This window comes from Rhodococcus sp. 06-418-5 (assembly GCF_002258285.1).
In the GTDB taxonomy this organism is placed as follows: Bacteria; Actinomycetota; Actinomycetes; order Mycobacteriales; family Mycobacteriaceae; genus Rhodococcoides.
The window spans coordinates 297,280-321,388 of sequence record NZ_NOYE01000037.1 but is presented as its reverse complement, the minus strand read 5'-3'; the positions used below and the strand labels follow the sequence as shown (position 1 = coordinate 321,388).

Genomic DNA, 24,109 nt, shown 5'->3' with positions numbered 1-24,109 from the left:
CGGATGAGCGGCGACGGCATCGCATTCGACAACGTCTCGGTCACCTACGCGGGCGGCCACACCGCGCTCGACGGAGTGACTCTGGGCATTCCGGCGGGTCAGATGGTTGCCGTCGTCGGCTTGTCCGGGGCAGGGAAGTCCACGTTGATCCGCACCATCAACGGCCTCGTGCCGGTCACCTCCGGCACCGTGACCGTCGGTGATCGCGCCGTGAACAATCTGAGCAGCAGAGGGTTACGCGATCTGCGCGGAGACGTCGGAATGATCTTCCAGGGCTTCAACCTCGCCAAGCGCACCAGCGTGCTGAACAACGTGATGATGGGCCGGCTGCACAGCTCGCCGATGTGGCGAACGCTGCTCGGTGCCTGGTCCGCGGAAGACACCGAACTGGGCATGCAGGCGCTCGAGCGAGTCGAGATAGTCGGCAAGGCCTACGCGAAGGCGTCGTCCCTCTCCGGCGGTCAGCAGCAACGGGTCGCCATCGCCCGGGCACTGGCACAGCAACCGCGAGTGATCCTCGCGGACGAACCGGTGGCCTCGCTCGATCCGCCGACGTCGCACGTCGTCATGCGAGACCTGCAGCGCATCAACGCAGAACTCGGCATCACCGTGGTGGTCAACCTGCACTTCCTCGATCTCGCCCGCCGCTACGGCGACCGGCTGATCGGGTTGCGCGACGGCAAGGTGGTGTTCGACGGCCATGGCCGCGACGCCGACGAATCGGTGTTCGAGAGCATCTACGGCCGCTCGCTGACCGCCGAGGACGTGCTGGAAGCCAAGGCAGAGCTGTGAGCGCTTCCGTTTCCACCCGGCCGGTGAAGCCGCGTTCGGCATGGAAAACCGTTGTGACACTTGCCGTCATCGGACTGATCACCGTCTGGGCGGGCGTCGGTGTCGGTGCCGACCTGGGTGACATCATCGACAACTGGGGCAACGCCACCGGCAAGCTGATCCAGTTGATGCAGCCGGACTACTGGTTCTTCCCCGAGACCGTCGACGCGATCCTCGAGACCCTGCAGATGGCCGTCATCGCGACCGCCATCGGTGCCGCGATCTCGTTCCCGGTGAGCTTCGCGGCCTCACGCGTGACCAACCCGAATCGGCCGCTCCTGACGGTCGTGCGCGGAATCATGAATGTCGTTCGCGCAGTGCCGGATCTGCTGTACGCGGCGGTGCTGGTCGCGGTGGTCGGCACCGGGGCGCTGTCGGGAATTCTGGCGCTGATCGTGTTCAACGTGGGCATCATCGTCAAGCTCGTCTCCGAGGCGCTGGACTCGGTCGATCGCGGACCGCAGGAAGCCGCTCTCGCGGCGGGTGGCTCCTGGATCGCCGCGGACCGCAGTGCCGTTGCGCCGCAAGTCTTTCCGGCCTTCGTATCGCAGAGCCTCTACACGTTGGAACTGAACGTGCGCGCCTCGGCGGTGATCGGACTCGTCGGTGCAGGCGGACTCGGCATGCTCATCGACAATGTTCGGACCTTCTACAAGTATCACCAGCTCAGCCTCATCATCCTGGAGATTCTCGTCATCGTCCTGGCATTGGAACTGCTCTCGTCCTGGGCCCGTCGAAAGTTGGTCGGATGACCGTCGTCGACCGCACCACCCGTGCCACTCCGGCCCGGCCGCGCAAACCACGCAACCCCCTGCGCACCGCCGTGTGGGTGGGCATCCTCGCCGTGTGCGCACTGTCGTTGTACGGCATCGAGATTCGCTGGGACAGATTGCTCGACCTGCCACAGAACCTGGTGCGCTACGCCGGCCTGATGTTCGCACCACCGGACGTGTCCGCACTCGGCAAGGCCGTCTCGGCCACCATCGAATCGGTGCAGATGGCCTGGTTCGGAACGGTGCTCGGCATCGTCGTGTCGTTTCCGCTGAGCTTCCTCGCAGCCGCGAACATCGGGCCTCTCTGGCTGCGATGGCCGCTGCGCATCGTGTTCGCCGTCATTCGTGCAGTCCCCGAGGTCGTCATTGCCATCCTCATTCTGTCCGTCACCGGGCTGACCGCGTTCACCGGCGCACTCGCGATCGCCATCGGCTCGGTCGGCACCCTCGGCAAGTGGGGCTACGAGGCCATCGAAGGCGCGGAGAAAGGTCCGGTCGAAGCGGCCCGAGCGGCAGGCGGCTCGACGGCCCAGATCGTGCGGTGGGGACTGTGGACCGACGTCGCACCCGAGGTGTTCGCCTTCTGGCTCTATCGCTTCGAGATCAACGTCCGTGCGTCGGCCATCCTCGGTCTGATCGGTGCAGGCGGCATCGGCAGCATGTTGGTGGACAACGTGCAGTACCGCCAGTGGGGTGCGGTCGGCATGCTGCTGATCGTCGTCGTGGTCATCACCGTGCTCATCGACCAGGTCTCCGGTCAGGTGCGTCGACGCATCATCGACGGGAGCTGGGGATGGCAGAGAAAAGTATGAGCAAGATATGAGCATGGATCTCGCGCCCGGTGGAGTCGTGCCGCACATCCGATCGATCATTCCGTCGTTGCTGCCCGCCGAGCGGGCCGTCGCCGAGGTGTTTCTCCGACGTCCCGCCGACATCGTCGAGATGTCCTCGCAGCAGGTCGCCGACGCGGCCGGGGCGTCACGGGCGTCGGTGGTGCGTACCTGTCAGAGTCTCGGCTTCGGCGGTTATCAGCAGCTGCGAGTCTTGCTCGCGCGCGATGCGGCCCGGGCGTTGCCCGCGCAGGAGCGGTCGGCGGACGGTCCGTTCGCGATCGTGACGGAGACCTTCGCCCACGTCGGAGATTCCATCGCGGCGATGACGGCACTGTTGACCACCGAGGATGTCACTCGCGCGGTGGCTGCGCTCGCCGGTGCCGAGTCCGTCGTGGTCATCGGCAACGGACTCTCGGCCGCGTTGGCCGCCGATACCGATGCCAGGATGCGTTCGGTCGGCCTGCGCTCGCACGCACCGACCGACTCGATCGCGCAGCAGGTCGCCGTCCGGCTCCTCACCGATCGCGATGTGGCCCTGATCATCAGCGGATCGGGTGCCACGAGCGCGTCGACCAAGGCCGCTCAGGCCGCACGGGAACGCGGGGCCACCGTGGTCTCGGTGACGTCGTTCGCTCGCTCGACCCTGGCGGCCGCGTCGGACATCGCACTGGTGGTGGGCATGCGTGACCTCAGCTTCCAGCGCGAACTCGCCGTGACCAGCAGAATTCCGCACGTGATCCTGCTCGAAGGTCTGATGGCCGCTCTGACCGACGCCTTGGGTGACAGAGCGTCGGCAGCGATGGCCGCGACGCTGGAAGTCATCTCCGGCAACCTCGGTGAGTGAAGCGTCACCTGTGGTCGGTGACACCGTCGCACCGGTGTGCACGCTAGGTTCACTACGGTAGAAGGCGAGCAGCGGCGCTGAAGTCGCTGCTGCCGGCATGTCGACGACAGGACAGGGACCAACATCGTGAGTACAGACGACGCTGCCGTAGCAACGGTCGTTGCCGGAGTCGACCTGGGTGACCCGGAGCTCGCGCGATCCGTCGCCGACGGCCTCGCACGCGTCGAAGAGCTGATGATCAGCGAGCTCTCCGACGGTGAGGAGTTTCTCACCGAGGCTGCGTTGCACCTGGCCAAGGCCGGCGGAAAACGATTCCGGCCCCTGTTCACCGTGCTCACCGGCCAGCTGGGACCGTCGCCGACCGATCCGGCGATCGTCACCGCGGCCACGGTCGTCGAACTGGTCCACCTGGCGACGCTCTATCACGACGACGTCATGGACGAGGCGTCGATGCGTCGAGGTGCCGAGAGTGCGAACTCACGCTGGGGTAACAGTGTGGCGATCCTCGCGGGCGACTACCTGTTCGCGCACGCGTCTCGTCTGGTGTCCACCCTTGGACCCGACGCCGTGCGCATCATCGCCGAGACCTTCGCAGAACTCGTCACCGGTCAGATGCGCGAGACCATCGGAGCCAAGAGCACCGACGATCCCGTCGCGCACTATCTGAAGGTCGTGTGGGAGAAGACCGGTTCGCTCATCGCATCGTGTGGACGCTTCGGCGGAACCTTCAGCGGCGGCGATGCCGAGCACGTGGGACGACTCGAGCGCCTGGGCGACGCGGTAGGTACCGCCTTCCAGATCTCCGACGACATCATCGACATCTCCTCGGCCACCGAGCAGTCCGGCAAGACTCCCGGCACCGACCTGCGGGAGGGCGTACACACTCTGCCGGTGCTCTTCGCGCTGCGCGAGGACGGTGCCGACGGCGATCGACTGCGCGAGATCCTCGCCGGTCCGGTCACCGAGGACGCTCTGGTCACCGAGGCTCTCGAGCTGCTGCAGCGGTCACCGGGAATGATCTCGGCCAAGAGGACACTCGGCGAATACGCCGCTCGGGCACACGCAGAACTCGCACTGCTGCCGCAGGGACCGGCCAACGATGCGCTCGGCCGGTTGGTGGACTACACCGTCGAACGCGTGGGCTGACGACCGGGGAACTGCCGGTCGGGGTGTTTTCGTTGATCGGGTAGTAGCACCCGGTACGAGGAGGCACTTCGGACATGAACGGTTACGCGAACGGCGCAAAGACATTCGGCCTGCTGGTCGGGATGTCGGCGCTCATCGTCTTCATCGGCTCGCTGTTCGGTAACGCGACCATTCTGATCGGCTCGATCGTCCTGGCGGTTGGCGTCAACGGTTACGCGTACTTCAACAGTGCGAAGATGGCCCTGCGATCGATGCACGCGGTGCCGGTGAGCGAACTCGAGCAACCGGCGATGTATCGAATCGTGCGGGAGTTGGCGACGACGGCTCATCAGCCGATGCCTGCGCTGTACGTCAGCCCCACCAACAACCCCAACGCGTTCGCCACCGGACGCAATCCGCGCAACGCCGCGGTGTGCTGCACCGAGGGCATTCTGCGCATCCTCGACGAGCGTGAACTACGAGCGGTGCTCGGTCACGAGCTCTCGCACGTCTACAACCGCGACATTCTGATCTCGTCGGTGGCCGGGGCGATGGCTGCCGTCATTTCGGGCCTGGCCAACCTGGCCTTCTTCGCCAACGTCTTCGGCGGACGCGGCAACGGAGGCGCGAACCCGATCGCGCTGCTGCTGGTGTCGATGCTGGGGCCCATTGCGGCCACCCTGGTACGGCTCGCGGTCTCTCGCTCGCGTGAGTATCAGGCAGATCAGTCGGGAGCCGAGCTGACCGGAGATCCGCTGGCGCTGGCCTCGGCGCTCCGCAAACTCGAGCGGGGAGTGCAGTTGGCACCGTTGCCGCCCGAGCCACGATTGGCAGCCGAGTCGCATCTGATGATCGCCAATCCGTTCCGCATCGGCGACAAGGCGGGTCGACTGTTCGCCACCCACCCGCCGATGGCCGACCGCATCGAGCGACTCGAGCGGATGGCCGGCCACCGGCCGTACTGACGGGGCCTGCGGGAACGACCCATGTGAGCAGAAATTCGTAGCACGCTACGAATTTCTGCTCACATGCGGCGAAGCCGCTCTAGCGGTAGTTGACGAACTGCAGTGCGATTCCGAAATCCTCGTTCTTGAGCAGCTGCTGGATGGCTTGCAGGTCGTCGCGCTTCTTGCTGCTCACGCGCAGTTCGTCGCCCTGGATCTGGGCCTTGACGCCCTTGGGGCCGTCGTCGCGGATCTTCTTGGTGATCTTCTTCGCGTTCTCGGTGGTGATGCCCTGCACGAGCTTGCCGGTGACCTTGTAGACCTTGCCGGACGCGGCCGGATCGTTGGTTTCGAACGCCTTGAGGGAGACATCGCGTCGGATGAGCTTCTCCTTGAACACGTCGAGGGCGGCCTTGACCTTCTCCTCGGATTCGGAGGTGATCACGATGGTCTCGGACTCGCCGCTGCCGGACCATTCGATGCTGGTGTCCGATCCTCGGAAGTCGAAGCGGGTCGCCAGCTCCTTCGCGGCCTGTCCGAGAGCGTTGTCCACTTCCTGTCGGTCGACCTTGCTCACTACGTCGAAGGACGAATCAGCCACTTCTCACACTCTCCAGTCGAATCGAAATGTTGTTTGGCGGTGGTGTCGGTCCACATCCCGCAGGGACTTTATCGGCCCGCTACCGACCGTATCCACCCGGTTTGCGTTCCGGGGGGACGTTCGTTGTATTCTTCTCACCGCGCCGAAGAGCAGTACGGGCTTCGATCGCATCACGGCAGATTGCCCGAGCGGCCAATGGGAGCGGACTGTAAATCCGTCGGCTTATGCCTACGTAGGTTCGAATCCTACATCTGCCACACCTGGAACCCCGGCGAGGATTTTCCTCGCTGGGGTTTCCATGTGAAGAGGGACATGTTGGGCTCGCTGACCACGCAATTTGGTACTGGGCGCTCCGAATGTGTAACCTCTTGAAGGCTTCAGCGCACGGCAACATGCGTAGTTGCTCGCCCCCTTAGCTCAGTCGGTAGAGCGTTTCCATGGTAAGGAAAAGGTCAACGGTTCGATTCCGTTAGGGGGCTCGCTGGATTGGATGGCTCGACGTCGCGTTCCCCGCGTGGGATGGTGGACGGTGAGCACCTGAGGCGGTGTAGCTCAGTTGGTAGAGCAAACGACTCATAATCGTTGCGTCGCCGGTTCAAGTCCGGTCACCGCTACACAGTAGGCAAGCACGACCCGTAGCACTCATGAACAGTCCTGATTGACCCTGATCAGATTTACCCGAAAGTAGGCGTCCAGTGGCCTCCTCCACCGATGTGCGGCCCAAGATCACCTTGGCCTGCGAGGTTTGCAAGCACCGCAACTACATCACGAAGAAGAACCGTCGGAACGATCCCGACCGCATCGAGCTGAAGAAGTTCTGCTCCAACTGCGGCACGCATCGGGCTCACCGCGAATCTCGCTAGTTCCGCTCGGCTCGCTGGTTCGCAGATCCGTTCACCAGTCGGCGCCCGGCGTTAGGACACACTTCTCCCCCTAACGGCTCTTGCGTCCAGGGTAGAAAAGGTTGTCTTTCCGTGTCACAAGCTCAGCACGACGTCCCGGCCATGGATGCGTCCGCTCACGCGGCGTCCATGGTCGGTTCTCATTTCCGCGTCGACGACTTCTACGAGGTCGGCCGCGAGAAGGTTCGTGAGTATGCGCGTGCCGTCCAGGATTTTCATCCCGCGCATCACGACGAGGACGCAGCGAAGGGCCTCGGCTACGACGGTCTCATCGCGCCCTTGACCTTCGTTTCGCTGCTCGGAATCATGTCGCAGACTCGGATGTTGCAAGAGGTCATCACGGGATACGACCCGAGTCAGATTCTGCAGACCGATCAGAGGCTGGAATTCCATCGCCCGCTCCAGGTGGGCGATCGAATCTTCTGCGACGTGTATCTCGAGTCGTTCCGGCAGATGAGCGGCAGCGACATCATGACCACCAAGAACATCATCACCGATCAGAACGGCGATCTCGTTCAGACGACCTGGACGACCATCGTGGCGCGTACCGGCGGTGAGATCGACGAGAACATCGCCCATGCGGTGAAGGAAGTGATCAGGCATGGCGCTTCGTAACTTCGACGACGTGTCGGTCGGCGACGAGCTTCCCGAGCGCGTCGTCTCGCTCACCCGTGGTGACCTGGTGAACTATGCGGGCGTGTCCGGCGATCCCAACCCGATCCACTGGAGCGACGAAGTCGTCGAGTTGGCCGGATTGGACGACGTCATCGCTCACGGGATGTTGACGATGGGTCTCGGTGCCGGTTTCGTCACCTCGTGGCTCGGCGACCCGGGTGCGGTCACCGAGTACAACGTGCGCTTCACCAGTGCGGTGCTCGTCCCGGTCGATTCGCCTGCGTCGGTGGAGTTCACCGGCAAGATCAAGGCAACCGACGCCGAGACGCGAACCGCGACCGTGGCCATCGTCGCGAAGTCCGCCGGCAAGAAGATCTTCGGGCGAGCCACCGCAACGGTGCGCTTGGCCTGAGCACGGGTCGGTCCGGTCGAGCTCGTTCACGGCCGGGACGACGGGATTTATCTGTTCCGAAGGGTGTGCAGTACACTGAGATTTCTGGGGTAATTCGGCGCTCTGCGCTGCCCGCGTCCTCTTCCAGAGGTAGTGCGGACGGTGACCGGCCGAATGGACACCAGAGCGGCCGAGAAGTTTCGGCCGAAGGGGCGTAGCTCAATTGGTAGAGCAACGGTCTCCAAAACCGTAGGTTGCAGGTTCAAGTCCTGTCGCCCCTGCCCAAGGTGTCAGCAACTGAGAGGAACGACGTGAGCGAGGAGCGCGGTAAGCGCGACGGTCGATCGGAGGAGTTCGAGAACTCTTCGGCTTCAGACGACGTCGCACCTGGCTCCGAGGGCCGTCCTTCCGATGCTGATACCACTGCCGGTGAATCCGCTGCAGACGCTGTGATGCCCACCGGCAAGCGATCGACCAGCAGGTCCCGCGGCAGCGCTGCGGGCGTGTCGATGTCCAAGGCTCCGGCCGCGTCCACCACGCCGGCGAAGGTCAAGACCGGTAGGACTCGATCGGGCAAGGTCAAAGCCGACAAGCGGCCGAACGTGTTTCTGCGTCTGTTGCAGTTCTTCCGTGAGGTCGTCGCCGAGCTTCGCAAGGTCATCTGGCCGAACAAGAAGCAGATGGTCACCTACACCACCGTCGTGCTCGTCTTCCTGACGTTCATGGTCGCGTACATCAGTGGCCTCGACGTGCTCTTCATTCAGGGCGTCGGCTGGCTGTTCGGCTGACCGATCGCAGCTGCGTGACCTATCGACGATCGAACCGAGCAGGAAACTAGAGAAAGGGTGCTGACGTGAGCACGCCGCACAACGACGCCACCGAAGTGGCCGCATTCGACGCCGATGTCGAGGCGACCAAGCAGGGCCTCGAAGCGGAGCAGGCCGCTCAGGACCGCGAGACCGACGAAGCAATCAAGGCCGATGTCGCCGCTGCCGCCGGTGAGGACGTCCCCGCCGAAGACGGCGAGACTGCCGACGCAGATGTGACAGCCGAGCCCGAGGATCCCGTTGCCGAGATGAAGGCGGCTCTGCGCCGCGCTCCCGGTGACTGGTACGTCATCCACTCGTATGCCGGATACGAGAACAAGGTCAAGGCGAACCTCGAGACCCGCGTGCAGAACCTCGACGTCGGTGACTACATCTTCCAGGTGGAAGTTCCCACCGAAGAGGTCACCGAGATCAAGAACGGTCAGCGCAAGCAGGTCAACCGCAAGGTTCTGCCCGGCTACATCCTCGTTCGCATGGAGCTCAACGACGAGTCCTGGGGAGCGGTCCGCAACACCCCGGGCGTCACCGGCTTCGTCGGTGCCACTTCGCGGCCGTCACCGTTGACCATCAACGAGGTCGTCAAGTTCCTCATGCCGCAGGAAGGTGCCAAGAAGGACGCGAAAGCGACCGCAGGCGCAGCCGATCAGGGCGGCGACACCACGTCGAAGCCGGCCATCGAGGTCGACTTCGAGGTCGGCGAGTCGGTGACCGTCATGGACGGCCCGTTCGCCACCCTCCCCGCCAGCATCAGCGAGGTCAACGCCGAGCAGCAGAAGCTCAAGGTGCTGGTATCGATCTTCGGCCGTGAGACACCGGTCGAGCTCGGCTTCACGCAGGTCTCCAAGATCTAGTAGCCGAGCACACAGACTTGCAGTAGCAACCGCAAGAAACCCGAGCGAATACAAGGAAAAAGAAATGCCCCCGAAGAAGAAGAAGCTAGCCGGGATCATCAAGCTTCAGATCCAGGCCGGTGCCGCCAACCCGGCACCGCCCGTCGGCCCCGCGCTGGGCCAGCACGGCGTCAACATCATGGAGTTCTGCAAGGCGTACAACGCCGCGACCGAGTCGCAGCGCGGCAACGTCGTGCCGGTCGAGATCTCGGTCTACGAAGACCGCACGTTCGACTTCAAGCTGAAGACTCCCCCCGCTGCCAAGCTGCTGCTCAAGGCCGCAGGCGTGGCGAAGGGCTCCGGCGAGCCGCACAAGACCAAGGTCGCCAAGGTGACCATGGACCAGGTGCGCGAGATCGCCAAGACCAAGCAGGAAGACCTCAACGCCAACGACATCGATCAGGCCGCGAAGATCATCGCCGGCACTGCTCGCTCGATGGGCATCACCGTCGAAGGCTGATTCTCAGCCGTCAAGCAAGACACGTGGGAGAGCCGGCCAGGCTCGTCAACCACACTGAACTCGAACGAAGGACAGTAAGACATGGCAAAGCGCAGCAAGGCCTACCTCGAGCAGGCCGCAAAGATCGACCAGGACAACCTCTACTCGCCTCTCGAAGCCGCGAAGCTGGCCAAGGAGACCGCGTCGAGCAAGTTCGACCCCACCGTCGAGGTCGCAGTGCGTCTCGGCGTCGACCCTCGCAAGGCCGACCAGATGGTGCGCGGCACCGTCAACCTTCCCCACGGCACCGGCAAGACCGCTCGGGTTATTGTTTTCGCCGCTGGTGAGAAGGCTGCAGAGGCCGAGGCAGCAGGAGCCGACGTCGTCGGCGCAGAAGATCTGATCGAGCGCATCCAGGGCGGATTCCTGGACTTCGACGCCGCGATCGCCACCCCGGATCAGATGGCCAAGGTCGGCCGTATCGCCCGTGTCCTCGGACCGCGTGGCCTGATGCCGAACCCGAAGACGGGCACGGTCACCAACGATGTGACCAAGGCCGTCAACGACATCAAGGGCGGCAAGATCAACTTCCGCGTCGACAAGCAGGCCAACCTGCACTTCGTCATCGGCAAGGCCTCGTTCGACGAGACCAAGCTGGTGGAGAACTACGGCGCAGCGCTGGACGAGATCCTGCGTGCGAAGCCGTCGTCGGCCAAGGGTCGTTACGTCAAGAAGGTCACCGTCTCGACCACCACCGGACCCGGCGTCCAGGTCGATCCGAACCGCACGCGCAACCTCCTCGAGGACGACGCGAACGCGTAAATCAGTTCAGCATCATCACGAAGGCCGGCACCGATTCATCGGGTGCCGGCCTTCGTTGCGTGATGAGGTCCGTGGTGCTACGCAGCTCGCGCGAAATTGGCCAGGATGATCCCGGCGATGCGGTCCAGCAGTGCTGCGGGCAGGTCGTGGGCCATGCCGTCGATCAGCGTCAACTCGGCCCCGGGGACGGCACGGGCGATGGCCTTGCCGCCCGACGGTCGCACCAGTTTGTCCGCGGTGCCGTGGATGACCGTGGTGGGTGCGGTGATCTTCTTCGCGTACGGCCGCAGACTGCCGGTGCCGGTGATGGCGGCCATCTGCCGGACGACACCGGACGGGTTGTAGTTCCGCTCGTACATCACCTGTGCGATCTCGAGCTGCTCTTCGGGCGGAGTGCGGTAGCCAGGGGAGCCGATCGCGGCGAGCGTCTTGGCCGAGTGCGCGATGATCTCGTCCTTGGTGGCGTCCTTCCCGACGCCGCCGATGAGCGGCAGCAGAGCGCGTGGGTCTGGGGGCGGCAGGAACGGCTCGTTGGTGCTCGAGAAGAGGATGCCGACAGACTTCGTTCGGTCGGGATAACTTCCGGCGAACACCTGGGTGATCATTCCGCCCATGGAGGCACCGACGACGTGCGCCGAGTCGATGTCGAGATGGTCCAGCACGCCGACGGCGTCGGCCGCCATGTCCGTGATCGTGTACGGCACGTCCGAGGACATCCCGAACTCGTGCCGGATCAGCCGAACGATCTGGGAACCTCGTACCTTCTGCCCGGTCATCTTGGTGGACAACCCGATGTCGCGGTTGTCGATGCGGATCACCCGGTAGCCGGCGTCGACGAGACGGGTGCAGAAGTCCATGGGCCACAACGTCAATTGCGCGGACAGGCCCATGATGAGCAACACTGCTGGATCGTCGGTCGACCCCATGTCCTCGTACGCGATCTCGACGGAGTTCGTCGGTGCGACACCTTGTTCGATTCTCATGGTCTCGTTCCTACCAGCCTGGCTCACCGAGTACCGGCACCACCAGGTAGCTCGGATTGTCCGGGTCGATGTCGATGTCCTGTCGGCGCAGTCGCGTACGCACCAGATCCGGCAGAATCGGGATGAACCGCGGTGTGTCGGTGGCGAATACGCTCACGCGGAGGCGGTGGCCGGATGCGATGACGGCTTCGGTGGTGAGGATGTCGATGTCGAGATCGATGGGTCGGCCGACGGGCACCGGGAGCAGCGCTGCCTCGGTGAGCGGATGGTACGGGCGGGTGTAATCGCCGTTCGGGGCGAACAGTGAGCGTTCGTCATCGACGGCACGGCGTGACGCGAGCAGGGCACCGTTGCTCAGCACGATCGACCGGCCGCTCGGGGAGACGTCGCAGACCATGACGGCCCACATCGCTTCCGGCGCATGGCAGACGACGCGCACATGCAGATTCATGGGGCCGGACAGTACGGTGTCCGACTCGGCAGGCGCGGTGGTGAAGGTGACTGCGCCGCCCTCGGCGAATCGATTGTCGTAGGTGAAGCCGCCGCCCAGGACTGCCGTCACACCGGCGAGAACCTGTGTGGTGTCCCGAGATACGACGGCTCGCAGCGAGGGGCGCACCGTCAGGACATCGGACTCGGCGGTCGGCAGGCCGGTAAGGCTGCCGTCGGCGACGGCGTGGGGCGCGGTGCCCGATGCCGCTGCCGACAGGTAGAGCCGGCGCGGTTGCGCCTGGGGAGCCGGAAAGCGCCCGTGCGCAGTCCAATTGCCGCCCTGCTGACGCAGGGTGACGGGGCCGTAGTTCTCGATTCCGTTGTCGACGTCGCGCAGCCACTTGTCGAACCAAGCGCGTTCGAGTACGTCCAGGCGAGGTGGAAAGCCCGGCTCGCCGAACCCGATTCCCGGGTTGCCGTGGTATCCGTCGCCGACGAGCAGCTGCTTGTATCCGCGTTCGAGAGGGAGGCGGTTGTAGATGTCGGGTGCGGACCCGCCGAAGATGTCGTGCCAGCAGCCGTACAGAAATGTCGGTGCCGCGATGTCTTCGATGACGGCATCGATGGTGTCGTAGTACTCGTTGTCGTAGATTCGCGGATCTCCGCCCGAGACAAAGCCTTTGGCCAGGTCGAGCAGATTCGTGGCCGGGGATCGAGCACGATCGCGGAGCCAGGCGAGCGGGTCGATTCCGCCGATCGCAGGTGCCCATTTGAGCCCGTTGACGGCCGCGAGCCACAGCGGAATGAACGCCGAGGTGGCACCTCCGGTGGCGAAGATCTCGCGCACGATGTCCACCGACCCCTCGACCGCGAACACCGCGTCGAGGCCTGCAGGCTGCTTGGCTGCGGCCTGCAGGGCGTTGATGGCGGAGTACGAGATTCCGGCCATCCCGATTCTGCCGTTGCACCATTTCGTGCGTCGGGCCCATTCGATCACCTCGAGCGAGTCGAGCTGTTCCCGGCGGCCGAGCACGTCCCAGGTGCCCGAGGAACTTCCGGTGCCGCGGACGTCGACGATCATCTGCACGTACCCGCTGCGCACGAGATGACGGTTGACCGAGAGCAGGTCGGCCGCCCCGCCCGCTACCACCCGGGTGAGCTCGGTGATGCCGTCGAACCTGGTTCCGGTCAGGTCGAACGCGGACGAGAAAGCTCGGATCGCACGACCCAGAACGGGGGTCTCGAGGATGGTGTCGATGCCCTTGATCAGCAGCTTGTTGTAGGGCGTGAGGTTCAGGACGGTGGGAAACGCGCCCTCCACCGCCCGTCCCGACGCGTCCGCGGGGCGAAAGACGTATGCGCGCAGCACAGTTCCGTCGCTCATCGGAATGCGGACGTTCGCCGCGACCGACACTCTCGGGTAGCGCGGCTCCTCGCGCACGATCGCCGCCCATGCAGCCGCAGCGTCCCCGCCGCTCGGATCGCGTACGGGTTGCAGGAGGGGGTGTGGCTCTACGGCAGTCATGAAGACCGATTAGACCTTCGAACGACCCATCTTGTCCTGCATAACGCGTTTCGGTCGTAACGCGTACCAATCAGAACGCCGACTTTCTGTGTCTTGTTGGGAATCCTCTCAACGGCAGTTGAGCGTCACTGTGGGCTATACCAGACTTTCTCGGTCATCCGGTTGTCCGGCTCCGTCATTGCTAACGTCTGCCCGTCCGAGTGATGTGGGACACCGACCGTTGCAGGGGAGCACGAATGCACGTAGAAGCATTGTTCGGAGACGGATCGTTGCGTCCGATCTGGCCGCACGCAGACGCTTTGATCACCAACGAATGCCCGGGGCTACGGTTCGCCGGGAAGTACGCCGACGTCGTTGCTCTGAGCAACGGCGATCCGACGGCGCTGCGACCGTTCGTCGACGAGGACACTCGCAGACGGGTGGCAGACATGGCAGCGCCGCGCACCGATACCGCACTCGTGTTCGGAGCCAACGGCTTTCTCGGTGCTCACCTGATCGGCCGCCTTACTCGTGATTCCGCCGTCGAGGTCGTCTACGCGATGGTTCGTTCCACCGAGGAAGAGACGGCTCTCGAGCGTCTGCAGCGCACGTTCGATCAGTACGAGATCGTGGTGGACGCCGGCAAGATCCGCATCGTCGAGGGCACGCCGACGAAGTTCCGGTTCGGTCTGGACAAGGCCGCCTACTACGACCTGGCTGCCGGAGTGGGGCAGATCTTCAACTGCGCCAGTTCGACCGACTACACCGAGAGCTACGCCGAGCTGCGCGACGACTGGTTCGTCAGCGTGCTGCGCATCCTCGAATTCAGCATCACCTCCACCCGTAAGCACCTGACGTACGTGGGAAGCATCGGTGCCCACCTGTACCAGAAGCCCGAGGACTTCCGTCGTCCCGATTCGTGGTGGTACTCCGGATACGCGCAGATGAAGTGGGTCAACGCAACGCTGCTGGGCTGGCTGTCGATGTCGGACACCTACTCCGTCACCCTGTGCGAAGCCCCCTACATCCTCGGCAGTACCGAACTCGGGCGTGATCCTGGCCGGGTCTACAGTTTCTGGCGGATCATCGAACTGGCGATCGCTGCCGGTGCCATCTGGGACGGCCCTGGCATGAACTACGTTCCCGTCGACGTGATGTGTGACGTGATGGCGAGCAACTCGCTGCGCGGTCATCCTCTGACGAGGCTGTTGCCGAGCAATCCCACCGGCTACGGTCACGATCTCTATGCCGAACTGTTGGGGCTCGATCTGGTGAGTTGGGACGAGTTCAAGGAGCGCGTCAGCGTACGCATCTCACCTCGGTTCGCCGAGACGATGCTGGCCGACAACATCGACAAGCTCATGCGCCTGGTGCACAAGCCCGAGGCCATCCTGCCGGTCGACCACGACATCTCGTGGTGCGATCACCGTCGCCTCTTCGAGCTCTACTTCGACAAAGCACAGCTCAAGACGCTCACGCCCGCCGCCGTCAACTGACGTGTCGGAGGGATTCGAACCCACCTCGGTGCGCCTACGGGACGTACCCATCGGCCGTGAGGTGACCAACGGCGTTCTCTCGCTCGGGTTCTACGTGGTGTGCGGCCTGATCGGGCTGCTGCCCGCCTCTGTGCGGATCCGGGCGGCCGATGCCTTCGTGACCTGGTCGGAGAGCGTCGACGAACAGCGGCACAGCTGATGTCGTGGATTCGGTGGACACTCGGCCTCGCCGTGGTGCCGGCAGCTCCGTTCGGGCTGTTCGTGTACTGGCGAACGCGGTTCTTCTTCCGTGATCCGCACCGCGAACCGCCCGCCGATCCGCGGTCGGTGGTCGCGCCGGCCGACGGGTTCGTCACGTACGTCAAACGCGTGGAGGCGGGCAGTACCGCGTTCGCCGTCAAGAAGGGGCGGACGATCGTTCTCGACGAGATCGCCGGAGTCAGCTCGACCGACAGCGGTTACCTGATCGGGATCTACATGTCCGAATACTCGGTGCACCGCAATCGAATTCCGGTTGCGGGCACCGTCGGCATGCGTCGCCATCGGTCGGCTGCACCGTTCAACAAGTCGATGGCCAGGGTCGGCGCGAACCTGTTGACCCGACGCACTCCGTACGACGAGGGCTGCGACTACCTGCTCACCAACGAGCGGCTCACCATCTCGATCGAGCACGAGTCCGGTGCCGTGGTGACGGTGACGCAGATTGCCGATCTCTGGGTCGACCGCATCGTCGCGCACGTCGCCGTCGGTGACACCGTCGAACGCGGCGAGCAGTACGGGATGATCCGCTTCGGTTCTCAGTGCGATGTGTTCGTGCCGGACGCACTCGTCGACGAGATCACCGTCCGGCCAGGCAATTACGTGTTCGCCGGGGAGACGACGGTGGCCCGTTCACCGATCCTCGTCGACGGCAGTCAACAGAACGAAGAGGAACGATGATCACGATCGAAGAGGTCGACGGCAAAGCAGGCTGGCGCGAGTTCGAGGCCGTCTCCGACCTGGTCTACCAAGGCGATCCGCACCGCCTTCCCGACGAGTCGATAGACCTGCGTCGAGTGCTCATCGCACCGCCGTCCTCGGTCGCCGCCACTCGCATCACGAAAGCATTCCTGGCGCGCGAGAACGGAATCGCCGTCGGCCGCATCGTGGCCATCCACGACCTGTCGTTCACCGAGTACACGGGGGAGTCGATCGGCTTCTTCGGCTTCTACGAGGCCGTCGACGATCACGACGTTGCGAGAGCATTGCTCGACGCTGCGGCGCAATGGCTTTCGGCTCGCGGGCTCGCGACCATCTCCGGACCGTTCGGGCCGTCGATGTTCTACAGCGCAGGCATCGTCGTCGACGAAACACCGGCACTGCCGCTGGTGGGCATGCCGCACAATCCGCACTACTACGCCGCCCACTTCGAGAAGTGGGGTCTGATGGCGGTCAAGGACTTCTACAGCTACCTCTTCGACGACCCGTGCATCATCTACAACGACCCCAAATACGCGCGGCACATGCAGATCTTCGAGAAGATCAAGGCGCGATCCGACGTGACGTTCCGGTCGATGAAGTACCGGACGCTGCGGCGCGACGCGCGCATCGTGCGGGACCTCTACAACAAGACGTTCGTGAACTTCTGGGGCTTTTCGCCGCTGTCCTACACCGAGCTGTTCGAGTTGCTCAAGATGATGCTTCCGGTCATCGACCGCAGGCTGACCCTGCTGGCCGAACTCGACGGCAAGCCCGTCGGCTTCCTGATGGGAATCCCGGACGTCAATCAGGCCGCCGCGAAGGCGGCGCACCTGAAGTCTCGCTGGGCGCGAGACCTGGTGACGCTGTGGCACGTCAAGCGTCCGGGTCGAACCGAGGTCATCGACGGCGTGCGGGTGGACATGCTGTTCGTCGATCCCGATTGCCCCGATCGAGCCGTGTCCTCCCTGCTGATCATGGAGATGTCGGTGCGCATGCGCGACCTCGGGTTCACTCGCGTCGAAGCGGCTCCCGTGCTCGATGACAGTCCGTGGATGAGGGGCTCGGTCCTGACCCGAACGAAGCTCGCTCCGCATCGCACCTACCGCATCTTCAGCCGGGAGTTGACGTAGATGACCGACACGATCTCGCGATTCGACCCGCAGGTGACGAGGGGAAACATCGGCGACCGGTGGGGTCGGCTCGTGGCGCGTCGGCGTTGGGTGGTGCTGGCGATCTGGACGCTGCTGGCGGTGGGATCGGCGGTTCTGTATCCGGCGCTGCAGAATTCGCTGGTCGGAGCCAACTTCTCGGTGCCGGGCACCGAATCGAGCCGGGCCGACGATCTGATCGAGCGCCACTTCGAGTCGTTCGGATCGGAACAACTCGTCGTCACGTTCACCTCCGAATCGGTGAACACATCCGACCCGGCGTTCCGTGAGCGAGTGGGGGAGGTCGTGGGTCGGCTCCGGCAGTCCCCGGACGTGCTGCGGGTCGTCGACCCCTACGAGACCGCGGGCTTCGTCCCAACGATTTCGCAGGACGGCACGTCGGCGCTGGCGTTCGTCGGTATCGGCGGAGAGGCGAGCGATCGGATCGCGGTCGCAGAACGCGTGCAGGAGATGATCGACGCGGCATCCGGCGACGGCGTCGAGGTGGCGGTGACGGGGTATTCCCCGATGACGGTCGATCTCACCCGCGTCGAATCCGCGGATGCCGTACGGGCCGAGAGCATCGGTCTTCCCATCGCTTTCGTGGTTTTGATCCTGGCGGTGGGGTCGGTGGTCGCAGGCATCGTGCCGTTGGTCTCCACCGGCATCGGCGTGCTGGCGGCATTCGGAATGTTCGCGCTGTTGTCCAACGTGATGACGTTCGACGTTCTCGTCACCACCGTCGCGGCGATGTTCGGTCTGGGTCTGGGAATCGACTACGCGCTGTTCATCGTCAGTCGATTCCGGGAGGAGATCGGGCGAGCCGGACCCTCGGACGATCCGGACCGGACGGAGCGCGCCGTCGGGGCGGCCATGGGTACCGCCGGGCACACCATCGTCATCTCCGGACTGGTCGTGTTGATCGCACTCGGAGCCCTGGCCATCGTCGATGTCCCCGCGGTACGCAGCATCTCGTTGGTCGTCGCACTCACCATCGCCACCGTGGTCGTGGTCGCCTGGACCCTGCTGCCGGCGATTCTCGCGGTACTGGGCACGCGCATCGGAGCCTGGTCGCTGCCGCGCAGATTCCAACCCCCGTCGGTCGACGAGCACGACGCCGCGGTGCCCACGTGGTGGTCGAGATGGGCGCAGCACGTCATCGAGCGCCCGTGGCGTTACACGGCCGCGTCGGCCGCGGTCCTCCTCGTCTGCCTGATTCCCATCGGTTCCATCTCGTACGGTGTCGACCTCGGTGCCGAAGCGCTGAGCGCCGAACCGTCGGGACGGGCCAACACGGTCCTGACCGAGAAGTTCGCGCCCGGGACCATCTCACCCATCACCATCGTGTTCACGGGTGAGAACGACAGTCCGTTGGAACCGCAGCAGATGGCCACCGTCAACGCCTTCGCCGACTCCGTGCGCGGGGACGATCGCGTCGCCTACGCTTTGGCGCAGCCGGAGGCCGGGCGGTCGCTGCTGATCGTGGTTCCGTCGGTGCCGATCGACTCGACTCAGGCCTCCGATCTCGTCGGATCCCTGCGTGAGCAGGCGGTCGCCGCGGGCGAGACGGACGGCACGAGCGTCTCCGTGGGTGGCACCACCGCACTGGTGGTCGACGCCTCCGACGAGATCTCGGGCAAGTTCGCCTGGGTCGTCGCCGCTGTTCTCGCCTTCTCGCTCGTGTACTTGGCAGTCGTCTTCCGCAGCGTGGTGATTCCGCTCAAGGCGGTCGCCATGAACCTGCTCGTCACCGGAGCAGCGTTGGGTGCGACCGTCGCCGTCTTCCAATGGGGTTGGGGGTCGAGCCTTCTCGGCTTCGAGAGCCCGGGCTACATCCAGGTGTATCTACCGGTGACGGTGTTCGCGGTGGTCTTCGGCCTGTCGATGGACTACGAGGTGTTCCTCATCGGCCGCATGCGTGAGGTGTTCGTGCGGGGAGCGAGCAACGACGTGGCCGTCGTCGACGGCATCGAGCACACCGCCAGGCCGATCACGGCCGCCGCCGCGATCATGATCGCCGTGTTCGCCAGCTTCCTCACCGCCGACGTTCTCGAGCTCAAACAGTTCGGCTTCGCTCTCGCCATTGCAGTGCTGTTCGACGCGGTGCTGGTGCGGATGATGATGGTGCCCGCGATGATGAAGCTCTTCGGTGAGCGGAACTGGTGGCCCGGGTCGAACCGCAGGAGAGTCGACTCCGGGCGCTACGAGGCCGTCGGCAGCTGAGCGCTCGCCAGGATTTCGCCGCCGGCCGAGCGGATCTCGATGTCGGTCACGTCCTGGCGCAGTACCGCGGCGTTCATGCGGCACTCGATGGTGATGTCACTACCGAGAAACGTGCCGGACGGGCGCTCGACACCCGACCGGTCGACGAGAACCACCTCGTACGGTCCACGATCGGAGATGCCCTCCATCTCCAGAACGGTCTCGGTGCCCCAGGTGTGGGCGACCAGACCTCCTTCTACGTCGACGCTCGGCGCACTCGTCGTGAACGCGACTTCCTCGTACGCGCCGAGGGTTCCGGGTGGACCGGTGATCGCGGTGGGTGGATCCGCGGGCTGGCGGTAGGCGTCCACCCCGAGCACGGCCCCACCGCCGACCACCACCCCCACGATCGCGGCCGCAGCGGCCAGACCTGCCGATCTGCGCTGCACACCGAATCGCTGCATACCGAATCGCTGCATACCGGATTGCGGCGATCCGGATCGCTCTCGCGGGGAGCGGCCCGTCGCGACGAGGATTCGCTCGCGCAGGTCGGGTGGCGTCGCGGATTCGAGCCAGGGCTCGGTCGGTCCACGGCGGCCCAGGATGTCCGTCATCTCGCGCAATTCGGCGATCTCGGTGTCGATCGTGGGGTCCGCCGCAGCGAGTTCGCGTAGTTCGGCGGCTTCGGCGTCGTCGAGATCGTCGCCGACGGCAGCGGCGATCAACTCGGCTCGGCGATCGGGTGATGCGCTCATGATTCCTCCTGTCCGTCGAGGTGGTCTCGTAGGGCCCGCAGTGCATAGAAGGTGCGGGTGCGCAGTGTTCGTACGGCAACTCCGGTCGATTCCGAGAGTTCGGCGTAGGTGCTGCCGCCGAGGTGCACTGCGACGACGACCTGCCGATGCTCGGGGGAGAGCAGGGCGAGTGCGGCGATGATTCGGAGCCGCTCGTCGACGTCGGGACTGGTGTCACGCGTGACCCCGCCCGACCCCCGATCGATGTCCTCGATCCGGTCCGACGCCGGCGTCGGCATCCTCGTCAGCGACCGTTGAACGTCGACGATCACATTGCGTTCGATGGCGAACAACCACGTTCGCAGCGACCCGCGACTCGGCTCGAATCGGGATCGCGCTCGCCATGCCCGAAAGAAGGTCTCCTGAACGCAATCCTCGGCCAGAGTTCTGTCGCGCAGAGCGTTGACGGCGAACCCGAGCATGGCCGACGCGTGCTCGTCGTACGCGGCAGCGACGTCGAAGTCCAGTTCGATCACGCTCCCGATGCTCATGACAGTGGTTACGTCGGTGGACCCTCGGACGTTCACGACGAGGGCGGAAAATATTTCTTTACCGAGCTTTGAACATTCTGGCATCGGCACTCGTACACCTTGCACGGGCTCGCTTGCCCGATACTCCCACGGAAGGCACACGAGATGACCAGACGCTCGATTCCACGCCCGGCCACGTCGATCCGATCCACCGCCACAGCGCTCGTCGGTGGTACCGCGGCCCTGATGCTGTTCGCCGCTGCCCCGGCCGGTGCCGATACGCCTGTCGCCGAACCGGATTCGTTCACCAGCGCGTTCACGGCCATGGCCACTCCCGACCAGGTGCTCAACGGTGAGGGCGTCGCCACTCCGGGGCAGCCCGGCGCGATGGGTACCTTCACGCTGCGCATCAACTCCGACCTCGACATCGTCTGCTACGACATTGCGCTCGAAGGTGTCACCGGCGACTACATGAGCCCGGCCAAGACCGCCACGCACATTCACCAGGCTGCGGCGGGCGCAGCAGGACCTCCGCGTCTGGCATTCCCGAACCCGACGCCCATCGGCGACGGCCCACGCACCAGCAGCGGCTGCATGCAGGGACCGTTCACCACCGGGCTCACTCCGGCCGGTGCCACCGCCGACAGCGGTACCGGATTCACGCTCGATCGGATCGAAGCCGATCCCGCGGCCTTCGCCGCCGACACTCACACCGTCGATTTCTCGGCGGGAGCGGTGCGCGGCCAGCTCACGCAGATTCCGGTCGGGTCCGTCGCGACCGGAGGCGGTGGATCGGCGCTCGCGGCGGCCGATTCGGCGTCGAGTTCGGTGCTGCCCGTCGTCGGTGCAGTGGCTCTGGGTGCGATGGTCGTCGCGGGCGTGACGTTCGCGGCTCGACGTGAGGTGCGGAGCTGAGATATTCGGTTCTGATCGCGGCGGCGGCGGCGGCGGTGGTGGTGGGTTGCTCCTCACCGTCACCGTCACCGTCGCCGTCGCAGCCGTCACCACCGGCCGTCCCCGTGTCCTCGCAGCCGTCGTCGGGCACTGCCCCGACTGCGCCCGCAGTGGACTCGGTGACACCGGCCCCGACGCGGGTGAGCGCTGTGGACATCGGTCTCGACGAGCCGTTGATCGGCCTGGGGCTCACCGAGTCGGGGGAGATGCAGGTGCCCACCGACTACGACGACGTCGGGTGGTTCACCGGAGGTGGCCGACCCGGTGCGATCGGCAGTCCGACGGTGATAGCCGGGCACGTCGACTCGACGACCGGTCCTGCGGTGTTCGATCGCCTCTCGGAACTCGGAACCGGAGATGTCGTCGAGGTCGAGGACGAGGCGGGTGGCCGAGCCGCCTACCGAATCGATCGGATCGGTGACTACGGCAAAGCCGAGTTCCCGACCACACTGGTCTTCGGAGCGGTGCCTGCCGACGAGATTCGGCTCATCACCTGTTCGGGTGACTTCGATGCAGCAGTGGGCAGCTACGAGCGCAACCTTGTTCTCTACGGGGTGCGCATCTGACGGTGCGAACGCCGAACGTTTTGGAGTTGGCACCGAACGTGTTGTAGCCTTATCGACGGTCCGGAACACGAATGCTCGCACTCGTGCCCTGATCGCCCAATCAAGTTCTACCCAAGACCGTTGGTCACCGCCTTCTCGAAGGATTCACTTCCGGGAGTTGCGCGGTTGAAGGTCCGAGATCGCTTCGGACGGCCCACGCAGGAGAACGAGGTAGGGAACCTGTATGCAGCCCTCGTGGCTGCCCGCTCGTTCACGCCCCGTGTGCTTCTTGCGCCGGGGCGTTCGTCGTTTTCCGGCCCTCTCGCGATCGACACAACTTCCCACGAGAGGAGGCGAAGTATGGCAAAGCCCGAAAAGGTCTCAGCAGTATCGGAGATCACCGAACAGTTCAAGGGTTCGACGGCTGCCGTCGTCACGGAATACCGTGGTCTTTCGGTGTCCGGTCTGACTCAGCTCCGGCGTGCGCTCGGCGAAGGTGCCACGTACTCCGTCGCCAAGAACACCCTGGTCAAGCGCGCAGCAGCCGAGGCCGGCATCACCGGCCTCGACGACTTGTTCGTCGGACCGACCGCCATTGCATTCATCAAGGGCGAGCCGGTCGACGCAGCGAAGGCCATCAAGGCCTTCGCCAAGGACAACAAGGCCTTGATCGTCAAGGGCGGCTACATGGACGGCGCAACGCTGTCCGTGGACGAGATCAACAAGATCGCAGACCTCGAGTCGCGCGAAATCCTGTTGGCCAAGCTCGCCGGCGCCATGAAGGGCAACTTGTCGAAGGCTGCAGGCCTGTTCAACGCTCCCGCATCGCAGTTCGCGCGTCTGGCGTTCGCGTTGCAGGAGAAGAAGGCTGCCGGCGCACCCGCCGCGGCCGAGGCACCTGCAGAAGCAGAAGCACCGGCGGAAGCTCCCGCCGAAAGCTGATCCGCTGGTATCGGCGAACAGCTCAGCTCCACACCATCACCGAACACCAGTCGCGGATCAGCGACCAGGTACTTACAGGAAGGACCCGCCACCATGGCGAAGCTCAGCACCGAAGAATTGCTCGACCAGTTCAAGGAGCTCACCCTCCTCGAGCTCAGCGAGTTCGTGAAGGCATTCGAGGAGACCTTCGAGGTCACCGCAGCCGCTCCCGTCGCCGTCGCCGCTGCCGGTGCACCGGCAGCCGGTGGCGCTGACGCTGCCGAGGAGCAGGACGAGTTCGACGTCGTCCTCGAGTCGGCCGGCGACAAGAAGATCCAGGTCATCAAGGTCGTCCGTGAGGTCGTCTCCGGCCTCGGCCTGAAGGAAGCCAAGGACCTCGTCGAGAGCGCTCCGAAGGCAATCCTGGAGAAGGTCGCCAAGGACGCAGCCGATGCTGCCAAGGAGAAGCTGGAAGCTGCCGGCGCGAAGATCTCCGTCAAGTAAGACCGCTTCGTTGCAGTCGTACTTCACGCTCTGAATTCGAGAGCGAGTCGAGGGGCCGTTCCCACTCAGGTGGGGGCGGTCCCTTTTCTGTGTTTCCGGCAGCTCCGACCGAGTCGTCGTTGTGATCGGTCACGGACTCCGCCGGATCGCGTGACACCCGCTCCGCGCCGCTGTTTACTCGACCTCGCCGAAGTCCGAAGCGTTCCGAAGGGTTTCGGCCGTCATTTTTTGTGGTGTGTCACAGCTTCCTCACGCAGGGACTTGTCACAGTTCTGGCGAGTCGGCGTCCGTGTCGCGTGAGATGAGCCACACTGATGCAAGCTCTACAGCCTGACTCGGGGAAGTTCTTACTGGGCGGT

At 64.6% G+C, this 24,109-nt stretch carries 27 protein-coding genes and 4 tRNA genes; 26 read left to right on the top strand and 5 right to left on the bottom strand.

What is annotated here, in order from left to right:
• The first annotated feature begins 3 nt into the window (after positions 1 to 3).
• The 6 genes from phnC (at position 4) to htpX (ending at position 5,371) form a co-directional block, all read left to right on the top strand.
• Positions 4 to 792, top strand: a complete 789-nt coding sequence (gene phnC / locus CH274_RS26700) for a phosphonate ABC transporter ATP-binding protein (protein WP_094659398.1) — start codon at positions 4 to 6, stop codon at positions 790 to 792.
• Positions 789 to 1,583 (top strand): phosphonate ABC transporter, permease protein PhnE, encoded by a 795-nt coding sequence (gene phnE, locus CH274_RS26695; protein WP_179275872.1) that lies wholly within the window; start codon positions 789 to 791, stop codon positions 1,581 to 1,583. Before phnC ends, phnE (CH274_RS26695) begins: the two co-directional genes overlap by 4 nt.
• Positions 1,580 to 2,416, top strand: a complete 837-nt coding sequence (phnE, locus tag CH274_RS26690) for a phosphonate ABC transporter, permease protein PhnE (protein WP_094659397.1) — start codon at positions 1,580 to 1,582, stop codon at positions 2,414 to 2,416. The genes phnE (CH274_RS26695) and phnE (CH274_RS26690) overlap by 4 nt, the downstream gene beginning before the upstream one ends.
• A gap of 13 nt (positions 2,417 to 2,429) precedes the next feature.
• A complete protein-coding gene (locus CH274_RS26685) occupies positions 2,430 to 3,281 on the top strand; it encodes a MurR/RpiR family transcriptional regulator (protein WP_179275871.1) in 852 nt (283 codons plus the stop codon).
• 126 nt (positions 3,282 to 3,407) lie between these two features.
• Positions 3,408 to 4,427 (top strand): polyprenyl synthetase family protein, encoded by a 1,020-nt coding sequence (locus tag CH274_RS26680; RefSeq protein ID WP_032393941.1) that lies wholly within the window; start codon positions 3,408 to 3,410, stop codon positions 4,425 to 4,427.
• 74 nt (positions 4,428 to 4,501) lie between these two features.
• Positions 4,502 to 5,371, top strand: coding sequence for a zinc metalloprotease HtpX (gene htpX / locus CH274_RS26675; protein ID WP_045199000.1), 870 nt, complete (start codon positions 4,502 to 4,504; stop codon positions 5,369 to 5,371).
• A 79-nt stretch (positions 5,372 to 5,450) separates the two neighbouring features.
• On the opposite strand, the gene CH274_RS26670 is transcribed toward htpX, so the two are convergent.
• Entirely contained in the window at positions 5,451 to 5,951 is a 501-nt protein-coding gene (locus tag CH274_RS26670; RefSeq protein WP_032393943.1) for a YajQ family cyclic di-GMP-binding protein, read from the bottom strand.
• A 174-nt stretch (positions 5,952 to 6,125) separates the two neighbouring features.
• Here CH274_RS26670 and CH274_RS26665 point away from each other — a divergent pair.
• The 11 genes from CH274_RS26665 (at position 6,126) to rplA (ending at position 10,837) form a co-directional block, all read left to right on the top strand.
• A tRNA-Tyr gene (locus CH274_RS26665) sits at positions 6,126 to 6,208 on the top strand.
• Between the two features lie 149 nt (positions 6,209 to 6,357).
• A tRNA-Thr gene (locus tag CH274_RS26660) sits at positions 6,358 to 6,430 on the top strand.
• A gap of 62 nt (positions 6,431 to 6,492) precedes the next feature.
• Positions 6,493 to 6,565: transfer RNA gene (locus tag CH274_RS26655), tRNA-Met, on the top strand.
• Positions 6,566 to 6,646: 81 nt separating this feature from the next.
• Entirely contained in the window at positions 6,647 to 6,814 is a 168-nt protein-coding gene (rpmG, locus tag CH274_RS26650) for a 50S ribosomal protein L33 (RefSeq protein WP_027498281.1), read from the top strand.
• A gap of 141 nt (positions 6,815 to 6,955) precedes the next feature.
• The gene (gene hadA, locus CH274_RS26645; protein WP_045199004.1) at positions 6,956 to 7,468 is read left to right on the top strand and encodes a (3R)-hydroxyacyl-ACP dehydratase subunit HadA; all 513 of its coding nucleotides are present in this window, start codon (positions 6,956 to 6,958) and stop codon (positions 7,466 to 7,468) included.
• Positions 7,455 to 7,880, top strand: a complete 426-nt coding sequence (gene hadB, locus CH274_RS26640) for a (3R)-hydroxyacyl-ACP dehydratase subunit HadB (protein WP_032393945.1) — start codon at positions 7,455 to 7,457, stop codon at positions 7,878 to 7,880. Before hadA ends, hadB begins: the two co-directional genes overlap by 14 nt.
• Positions 7,881 to 8,067: 187 nt before the next feature.
• Positions 8,068 to 8,140, top strand: a tRNA-Trp gene (locus tag CH274_RS26635).
• Positions 8,141 to 8,170: 30 nt separating this feature from the next.
• Complete coding sequence (gene secE, locus CH274_RS26630; protein WP_094659395.1) at positions 8,171 to 8,647, top strand: preprotein translocase subunit SecE; 477 nt, start codon at positions 8,171 to 8,173, stop codon at positions 8,645 to 8,647.
• 65 nt (positions 8,648 to 8,712) lie between these two features.
• The gene (gene nusG, locus CH274_RS26625) at positions 8,713 to 9,537 is read left to right on the top strand and encodes a transcription termination/antitermination protein NusG (protein ID WP_094659394.1); all 825 of its coding nucleotides are present in this window, start codon (positions 8,713 to 8,715) and stop codon (positions 9,535 to 9,537) included.
• A 64-nt stretch (positions 9,538 to 9,601) separates the two neighbouring features.
• Entirely contained in the window at positions 9,602 to 10,036 is a 435-nt protein-coding gene (rplK, locus tag CH274_RS26620) for a 50S ribosomal protein L11 (protein WP_008713829.1), read from the top strand.
• A gap of 81 nt (positions 10,037 to 10,117) precedes the next feature.
• Positions 10,118 to 10,837 carry a 50S ribosomal protein L1 gene (rplA, locus tag CH274_RS26615; protein WP_027498276.1) on the top strand — a complete coding sequence of 240 codons (720 nt, stop codon included), beginning with the start codon at positions 10,118 to 10,120 and terminating at the stop codon, positions 10,835 to 10,837.
• Between the two features lie 77 nt (positions 10,838 to 10,914).
• On the opposite strand, the gene CH274_RS26610 is transcribed toward rplA, so the two are convergent.
• Together CH274_RS26610 and CH274_RS26605 are read right to left on the bottom strand one after the other, a co-directional pair.
• The gene (locus CH274_RS26610; protein ID WP_094659393.1) at positions 10,915 to 11,820 is read right to left on the bottom strand and encodes an alpha/beta fold hydrolase; all 906 of its coding nucleotides are present in this window, start codon (positions 11,818 to 11,820) and stop codon (positions 10,915 to 10,917) included.
• Positions 11,821 to 11,830: 10 nt separating this feature from the next.
• On the bottom strand, positions 11,831 to 13,777 hold the full coding sequence (locus CH274_RS26605) for a CocE/NonD family hydrolase (protein ID WP_094659392.1): 1,947 nt from the start codon (positions 13,775 to 13,777) through the stop codon (positions 11,831 to 11,833).
• Positions 13,778 to 14,013: 236 nt separating this feature from the next.
• On the opposite strand from CH274_RS26605, the gene CH274_RS26600 reads away from it, so the two are divergent.
• Genes CH274_RS26600 through CH274_RS26580 form a run of 5 tightly spaced genes read left to right on the top strand, consistent with a single transcriptional unit; the run spans position 14,014 to position 19,583 of the window.
• Positions 14,014 to 15,252, top strand: a complete 1,239-nt coding sequence (locus tag CH274_RS26600) for an SDR family oxidoreductase (RefSeq protein ID WP_045199011.1) — start codon at positions 14,014 to 14,016, stop codon at positions 15,250 to 15,252.
• A gap of 1 nt (position 15,253) precedes the next feature.
• Positions 15,254 to 15,451, top strand: a complete 198-nt coding sequence (locus CH274_RS26595; protein WP_032393950.1) for a hypothetical protein — start codon at positions 15,254 to 15,256, stop codon at positions 15,449 to 15,451.
• Complete coding sequence (locus CH274_RS26590; protein ID WP_094629496.1) at positions 15,451 to 16,191, top strand: phosphatidylserine decarboxylase; 741 nt, start codon at positions 15,451 to 15,453, stop codon at positions 16,189 to 16,191. Before CH274_RS26595 ends, CH274_RS26590 begins: the two co-directional genes overlap by 1 nt.
• The gene (locus tag CH274_RS26585; RefSeq protein WP_094659391.1) at positions 16,188 to 17,342 is read left to right on the top strand and encodes a hypothetical protein; all 1,155 of its coding nucleotides are present in this window, start codon (positions 16,188 to 16,190) and stop codon (positions 17,340 to 17,342) included. The genes CH274_RS26590 and CH274_RS26585 overlap by 4 nt, the downstream gene beginning before the upstream one ends.
• Complete coding sequence (locus CH274_RS26580; protein WP_094659390.1) at positions 17,343 to 19,583, top strand: MMPL family transporter; 2,241 nt, start codon at positions 17,343 to 17,345, stop codon at positions 19,581 to 19,583.
• Here CH274_RS26580 and CH274_RS26575 read toward each other — a convergent pair.
• Positions 19,562 to 20,317, bottom strand: a complete 756-nt coding sequence (locus CH274_RS26575; RefSeq protein WP_094659389.1) for a hypothetical protein — start codon at positions 20,315 to 20,317, stop codon at positions 19,562 to 19,564. The two genes, CH274_RS26580 and CH274_RS26575, sit on opposite strands and share 22 nt — an antisense overlap.
• Positions 20,314 to 20,832, bottom strand: a complete 519-nt coding sequence (locus tag CH274_RS26570) for an RNA polymerase sigma factor (protein WP_256993704.1) — start codon at positions 20,830 to 20,832, stop codon at positions 20,314 to 20,316. Before CH274_RS26570 ends, CH274_RS26575 begins: the two co-directional genes overlap by 4 nt.
• Positions 20,833 to 20,991: 159 nt before the next feature.
• On the opposite strand from CH274_RS26570, the gene CH274_RS26565 reads away from it, so the two are divergent.
• The 4 genes from CH274_RS26565 to rplL all read left to right on the top strand — a co-directional run bounded on the left by CH274_RS26565 (position 20,992) and on the right by rplL (position 23,750).
• On the top strand, positions 20,992 to 21,741 hold the full coding sequence (locus CH274_RS26565) for a CHRD domain-containing protein (RefSeq protein ID WP_094659387.1): 750 nt from the start codon (positions 20,992 to 20,994) through the stop codon (positions 21,739 to 21,741).
• 104 nt (positions 21,742 to 21,845) lie between these two features.
• The gene (locus CH274_RS26560; protein WP_256993703.1) at positions 21,846 to 22,346 is read left to right on the top strand and encodes a class F sortase; all 501 of its coding nucleotides are present in this window, start codon (positions 21,846 to 21,848) and stop codon (positions 22,344 to 22,346) included.
• Positions 22,347 to 22,685: 339 nt separating this feature from the next.
• A complete protein-coding gene (gene rplJ / locus CH274_RS26555) occupies positions 22,686 to 23,267 on the top strand; it encodes a 50S ribosomal protein L10 (RefSeq protein ID WP_032380459.1) in 582 nt (193 codons plus the stop codon).
• Between the two features lie 93 nt (positions 23,268 to 23,360).
• Positions 23,361 to 23,750, top strand: a complete 390-nt coding sequence (gene rplL / locus CH274_RS26550; protein WP_032393957.1) for a 50S ribosomal protein L7/L12 — start codon at positions 23,361 to 23,363, stop codon at positions 23,748 to 23,750.
• Positions 23,751 to 24,109 lie beyond the last annotated feature (359 nt).